This window comes from Corynebacterium sp. L4757, assembly GCF_043673995.1.
Taxonomy (GTDB): Bacteria; Actinomycetota; Actinomycetes; order Mycobacteriales; family Mycobacteriaceae; genus Corynebacterium.
The window spans coordinates 1-6955 of the sequence record NZ_JBIMEN010000025.1; the positions used below are offsets into that span (position 1 = coordinate 1).

Annotated in this window: 4 protein-coding genes and 1 pseudogene; all 5 read left to right on the forward strand. The window is 48.8% G+C overall.

Annotation, left to right across the window (positions count from 1 at the left end; translation table 11 throughout):
* A pseudogene (locus ACG98I_RS13750) lies at nucleotides 1-181 on the forward strand (transposase); the annotation flags it as partial.
* Nucleotides 178-1098, forward strand: coding sequence for an IS3 family transposase (locus tag ACG98I_RS13755; protein WP_394719950.1), 921 nt, complete (start codon nucleotides 178-180; stop codon nucleotides 1096-1098). The pseudogene ACG98I_RS13750 and the gene ACG98I_RS13755, both read left to right, overlap by 4 nt.
* A 114-nt stretch (nucleotides 1099-1212) precedes the next feature.
* Nucleotides 1213-2379, forward strand: a complete 1167-nt coding sequence (locus ACG98I_RS13760) for a nucleotide sugar dehydrogenase (protein ID WP_394721109.1) — start codon at nucleotides 1213-1215, stop codon at nucleotides 2377-2379.
* 396 nt (nucleotides 2380-2775) lie between these two features.
* Nucleotides 2776-5040, forward strand: coding sequence for a hypothetical protein (locus tag ACG98I_RS13765; RefSeq protein ID WP_394721110.1), 2265 nt, complete (start codon nucleotides 2776-2778; stop codon nucleotides 5038-5040).
* Nucleotides 5041-5567: 527 nt separating this feature from the next.
* Entirely contained in the window at nucleotides 5568-6911 is a 1344-nt protein-coding gene (locus tag ACG98I_RS13770) for an IS256 family transposase (protein WP_394719581.1), read from the forward strand.
* Nucleotides 6912-6955 lie beyond the last annotated feature (44 nt).

Genomic DNA, 6955 nt, shown 5'->3' on the forward strand with positions numbered 1-6955 from the left:
TCGTCAATGGACCCAGCAGGCCCGCCGTGCAGGAAACATCCCAGAACCCGTGCCCGAAGATTTGGCTGCCGAAAACGCGAGGCTACGCCGTGAAAATCAAGAGCTCCGCGACACCAATGAACTTCTGAAGGCTGCCTCAGCTTTTTTCGCGTCGGAACTCGACCCAAAACGTCGGAAATGATCCGGTTCATCGATGAATACCGGAGTAGTTTCTCCGTCGAGTTCATCTGTAAGACGTTGAAAAATAACCGGGCTGGTGGGTTTATCACCTCGCGTGGGTATCGCCAATCCAAGGCCCGTGGATTAAGTGCTCGTCGCCTTCGCGATGCTGCGCTGGTTGATCGCATTAGTGCTGTTCATCGGGATAATTACGGTGTTTACGGTGTGCGGAAAATGTGGCATGCGCTTCGCCGTGAAGGAATTGATATCGGTCGTGAACAAACCGCCCGGCTGATGCGCTTGGCCGGTGTTTCTGGCAAAGGCAAAGGCGGATCACCTATCACAACCCGAAAAGCTAACACGCCTGATCTGCGCCCAGACTTAGTCGAGCGTGAATTCAAAGCCCAGGGTCCGAATAAACTGTGGGTGGCCGACATTACGTATGTGCGCACGAAGAAAGGCTTTGTGTATGCCGCGTTTGTCACCGACGTTTACTCCCGACGGATTGTTGGGTGGGCGTTATCAGACTCGATGCGGACCGAAGCACTGCCACTGCAAGCTCTCAACCAGGCGATCGTGTGTGCTGAGGAAACAACAGGTCTCATTCACCATTCGGATCACGGGTCGCAGTATGTCAGCGTGGTCTACAACGAGCGACTTGCCCAGCACGGGATTGCCGCTTCCACCGGAAGTGTCGGCGACTCTTACGACAATGCTCTGGCCGAAAACGTTAACGGCTCCTACAAGAACGAGCTGATCCATACCCGCAGGTGGGATGACGTGATCGAGGTAGAAATCGCGACGTTCGAGTGGGTGTCATGGTGGAACGAGACTAGGCTCCACCAAAGCTTGGGATACCGAACTCCGGTCGAGGTGGAAACCGAATTTTGGAAGCAGACCCCGCCACAGGAAATAATGGAAATCAAGGCAAACGCCTAGGAACAAAACTCGGGGCACTTCAGTTGGTTAAGAAGCTACATTGCTCTAACACGGGTACCATTAGTTCGATATCCCAATCCAAGAACTTGTCTCTTAATGGAGGACTGAACTTTCATGAAAATTGCTGTCGCTGGCCTTGGCTATGTGGGCATGTCTAATGCCGCACTACTTTCACAGAATTACGAAGTAGTTGCAGTAGATATCAATGAAGAGCGTGTTGACCTCGTCAATCACTATCAGTCCCCCATTGAAGACCTTGAGCTCGAGGATTATCTTTCTACACAGCCTGCAACACTAACCGCAACTACAGATTCCAAGTTGGCATACCAAGATGCTGAGTTCCTCATTATTGCTACTCCAACGGATTACGACCCTGATACGAATTTCTTCAACACTTCAAGCGTCGAGGATGTAATTTCTGTTGCGCTAAGCATCAACCCGTCGATTCGTATCGCTGTTAAATCGACAGTTCCGGTTGGCTTCACTGAAGAACTACAGCAACAGTACCCAGGCTCGACAATCTTCTTCTCCCCTGAATTCCTTCGTGAAGGCCGCGCTTTCTTCGACAACCTTCACCCATCTCGCATCGTAGTCGGCGATCAAAGCGAAACCGGACGAACGTTTGCGGATCTCCTGGCTGAGGGTGCGAAGGATGAAAACGTCCCCATCCTGTTAACAGACTCCACCGAAGCTGAAGCCATTAAGCTATTTTCTAACACTTACCTTGCGCTGCGAGTAGCCTATTTCAACGAGCTTGACACATATGCCGCAATCCGTGGGCTCGATACTCGCCAGATCATTGAAGGAGTTGGACTCGACCCACGAATCGGTAGCCATTACAACAACCCATCCTTTGGATACGGTGGCTACTGCTTGCCGAAAGACACCAAACAGCTTTTGGCTAACTACCAAGACGTGCCGCAGAACCTCATCTCTGCGGTCGTCGATGCGAATACGACTCGCAAAGACTTTGTTGCGAATGACATCCTGCACCGCGAGCCAGAGACTGTCGGAATCTTTCGCTTGACGATGAAATCCGGCTCCGACAACTTCCGCTCCTCCTCTATCCAGGGAATTATGAAGCGCATCAAAGCCAAGGGCATTCCTGTAGTTGTTTACGAGCCAAACCTAGATGAAGATGAATTTTTCAACTCGGAAGTAATCCGCGATCTCGACGAGTTCAAGCAGCGCTGCGATGTCATCGTCGCCAATCGCCACTCAAGCGAGCTTGCTGATGTTCAGGATAAAATCTACACCCGCGATTTCTTCCAGCGTGACTGACCGAATCGATGGCAGATCTGAGCAGCAAACTCCAGTTTTAGCTTATTAAATTCGAATTCCAATCCACAGAATTCAATAGAATCCTCAGACATAAGGTTTAACAATTAAGGGGTTCTTTAATTAGACCCCAGGCGAGGATTGAAACTTACTACGCCTTATTCCTCAAACAATTCCAAGATGATTTGAGACATAAACACAACCTGCCAGATGTAGATTAATCGGCGTAACCAGCGGAATATCGATACCTGTGAATTTCCTTCTGAGAAAGCCCAGTTAGTCTAAAATACAATAAACGGTTGCGCCTGCATGCATCCATCTATTTACGTCAATCCCTATATAGGAAGTAGAACTTTGCTAAACGAGTACCTTTCAATCGAAAAGTTCGTGCGAGAGCACATGCTCCGAAACGAACTTCCATTGAATAACCTAAAGACTACCAAGTCAGCAATCAAACCCATCGTTGAAGGGTTTCAAGCTCGGCATTGGTACGTAGAAGACGTCACTCCAGAAGGAGAGAAAACCAAACGACATAGACTGGTTTCTCCCGATGGCGAAACGAGTCTTAAGATGACTACGGCCAAGGTTTTCAAGCACCCTCCAACAACTGAAATAATTTGCAAGCGCAAACATTTAACCAAGCGAATGCTGGACTTTGCAGGAATTCCAACTCCTGGTGGGGCAGATTTTGCTCTGGAAGATAAAGAAGTTGCAAAAGCATTTTTTAACCTTTTGCCCAAGCCTACAGTAGTAAAACCAACCAATTCAGGCGGTTCGCATGGGGTTACAGTAGGTGTTACTAACGTGGAAGAGTTCGAACATGCATGGGACATTGCTGCCAGCGAAGCTGAACCAAACTCTCACATTCTTCTTGAACAATTCGTGAAAGGAGTCGAGCTTCGCGCATTCGTGCTTGGAAACGAAGTTGCTAGCCTTGTAGCACGCGTTCAACCATTTGTAGTTGGCAATGGTACAGATTCGCTCGATTCACTAATTGAGGCTTCAATCGAAGCCAGAAACAAGCACTACCGAGCCAAGCAACTCGGACTCGTTGTAGATTGGGATTTCATTAATAAGCAGGGATATTCCGATGGTACCGCAATCCCCGCTGCTGAAGAGATTGTATTCGTGAACCCATTTGGCCTGCCAGTCAGTGGTGCTTATTTGGTCGAGGTGTCGGACGTTGTACATCCAAAAATTCTTGAGATTGCTATCAATGCACGTAAAGCAATTCCAGACCTCGAAACGGCTGGTGTCGACCTACTTGTAAGCGACATTTCCGATCCGGAAACCGCCGTAGTACTGGAAATTAACACCTCCCCATCGATCAATCTTCACCGTTACACGACTCATGGACAGATGAGAGAAGTAACGCAAGATATCGTTCGCTATTTCACAAACAGCGTGGAGCAGCAAACTCCAAACCTAGATTTTTCCAATAATATCTCCAGTTCACTACTCCTTGCCCCTACCTCAAACATCGATAAAATAGAAAGGAATGGAATGGCTGATTCATCCGTAATTCACTTCAAAAACCTTGAGGTTGGGAAAAACCGTGTCGATGTTGTCATCGAGGAAGCACAACAAGAACACTCCCTATTTTTCGAATTTGACAGAGCTATCGAACCGTCCTCACAAGAAATAGCTCATGCACTGTCAACACTTTGCGGTAAGAAATATTCACACATCGAGTTTGATTTTGAAGTTCCAAGTAACACGGTCGAACATATCGCAAAATTCACTGGTGCAGAAGTCAATGCAGTGCATTCTGCTCCTGTCGAAAACTCTGAGTTCACAGATGGAAACATTCTGAGCTTCTCAGGAGGCTTCGACTCCATGGCTGCAAAGGCACTGATGCCTGACGATACTCACCTAGTTTCACTGGATTTCGGAGGATGGTTTACACGTGAAGCGGAATTCTTTAAGAAATTCGCGCCGATAACGATCACTACGAATGCACGACGTATTCCAGATCAGCCGACGTCGTTTGCAAGAAATCACTGGGGATTCATGGCAATTGGCGCGATACTTACGCGGAGCTACCTCGGTGCCCGGTACCATACGTTTGGGAATATCTTAGGTACCGAGTTCCAATCGGCTGGGCCAAGCCGTGTCAAACTTGCACCTCTAGAAAATCTTGGCTTCATCGATGCTCCATACACTAATGGAATTACCGAACTTGGTACCGCAAAGCTCATGACATTGGCTTATCCGGATCTCTTAGGAGACTCCATAGAATCGTTGGCCGGAAAACGAGATCGCAAGCGTTTTCTTAAGATTGCCCTGATTCACGCAGTTACATCTGACTCAAAAATATTGGAATCGATACCACCCGCAGAGCATGAATGGAACTCACCAGTATCTTTCGAATCTTCGTACACAACATCCCTTGGTGCCCTCGCTTTATATTCCCAAGACAAAGGCCATCTTATTGAGCCAATATTTGATCAGGTGCCAGAGGCATCAATCAATTTTGCTCGTTCGCATGACTTTTCATTCATGCAAAAAATTAATTGGGACAAGCATCAGCATATGGAACCAGCACTCATGGGAGACTTCTGGACCAAGCTTTCCAGATTTGGCTTCACCCCCTATACAGAGAAGGACTGGAAGTCCGTCAGTGCAGTTCGTAGTCACTTAAACAACGTTTTCAAGAAAGGTTAGGACTACTCGGGAAGCAAATTATATACGGTCACCATCCAATCATGAGAATCCCTCTCTAATCAGAGTGGCGAGTTCCCACCGCGTTGTGTCTCAGAAAGCAGCTGAAGCCTCTCGTGGGTATCGGCTTATGGGTAAGAGCCACCCAATTCCAACTAGGCCTCTATTTGTTCGAAGCGATTAGTTTGAAGCGACTTGGTGGCGATGAACGAGCGGCATGGTTCGTTGTCGATACTGTTATAGCCCATGTTTGTTTTCGCGGTGCTGTATGCCGTATACAGCTAGTTTGTAGAAGTTTTCCAAATTGTCGTTAGGGGCGTTCCGCTTGACGGGGCGGCCTTGGATGAGGGTTCCTCGCCCTCATCCTTGCCGTTTTGGGGTAGTTGGTACCGCGGTTCCGTATACAAAGTACTGCTTGGGATTTAGGGCATTGTTTAAGGTGACATTGGCAATTATTATTTCATCGCATCAGAGAGTGTCTAATGGTTTGTGTGTGAGGGGTTTCCCTTACATGAAGGAGATAAACCATAATGGATTCTGTGGCGAAACGAGACCCGGAAGATTCCGCGAAGATCAAAGCAATCGAGCAAAAGCTGCTGGCGAACCCGGAGATAGCCAAGCTTATTGACGAGCTCGGCTCAACAGCAACGGATGCTAATGATTTAGTGCGTGGCTTGTTGCAGGCCTCGGTCACTCGCGGCCTGGAAGCGGAAATGGATGCTCACCTGGGGTATTCCAAAGGCGATCGTGAGGCTAAAGCGGCCGGTGGCGGCGATAATTACCGCAATGGTTCCTATGTCAAAAAGGTTGATTCGAACTATGGTCCGGTTGATGTCACTGTGCCTAGGGATCGTGAAGGCACGTTTTTGCCTACTATGGTGCCGAAAGGCTCTCGGCGGCTGACTGATGTTGATGACATGATCATCAGTTTGTATGCCGGGGGTATGACCGTTCGTGATATTCAGCATCATATGGCCACAGCCATGAAAGTTGATATCTCCCATGAGACAGTTTCAGCAGTCACGGATGCTGTCTTAGATGAGGTCATGATGTGGCAGAACCGGCAGTTAGACGAGTTCTACCCGGTGATATTTCTTGATGCGCTACGAATTAAAGTCCGTGACGGTGGGCGCGTGGTCAATAAGTCCGCGTATTTGGCCATCGGGGTGGATATGGACGGTATCAAACACATCCTGGGCATCTGGTTGGCGAAAGAAGAAGGCGCATCCTTTTGGGCACATGTATGCGCAAACTTAGCTAGCCGCGGTATCCAGGACGTGTTCATCGTCTGCTGCGATGGTTTGAAGGGTTTGCCGGAAGCTGTCGAAGCGACCTGGCCGGATTCGATGGTGCAGACCTGTGTCGTGCACCTGATTCGGGCTGCGAATCGGTGGGTGGCTTATGGCGACCGTAAGGCGGTATCTGCGGCATTAAAGAAGGTCTACACTGCCCCAGATGAGTCAACCGCGCGCGCAGCGTTGGATGAATTCGCCGAATCAGAATTGGGCCAGAAATATCCGCAATCAGTGAAAGTCTGGTCCGATGCGTGGGAGCGGTTCGTGCCGTTTCTGCAGTTCCCACCCATGGCCAGAAAGGTCATCTATACGACTAATTCCATTGAGTCGATGAATAACGAGCTGCGTAAAGCCACTCGCAACCGCGTGCAGTTTACCAATGATGATTCCGCGATTAAGACGCTGTGGTTGATGATCTGCAATATCGAAGATAAACGCGCGGCCAAACGAGCTAAAGAAGGTCGAAAAGCCGCCGCGACCAGCGGAAGACTCATCGAAGGCAGGAAAGTCACCAACTGGAAACAAGCCATCAACCAAATGGCCGTGGCCTATCCCGAACGCTTTACGAACTACCTATAAACACTCAGACCGAAAGCCCCACACACAAAATACTTGACACGCTC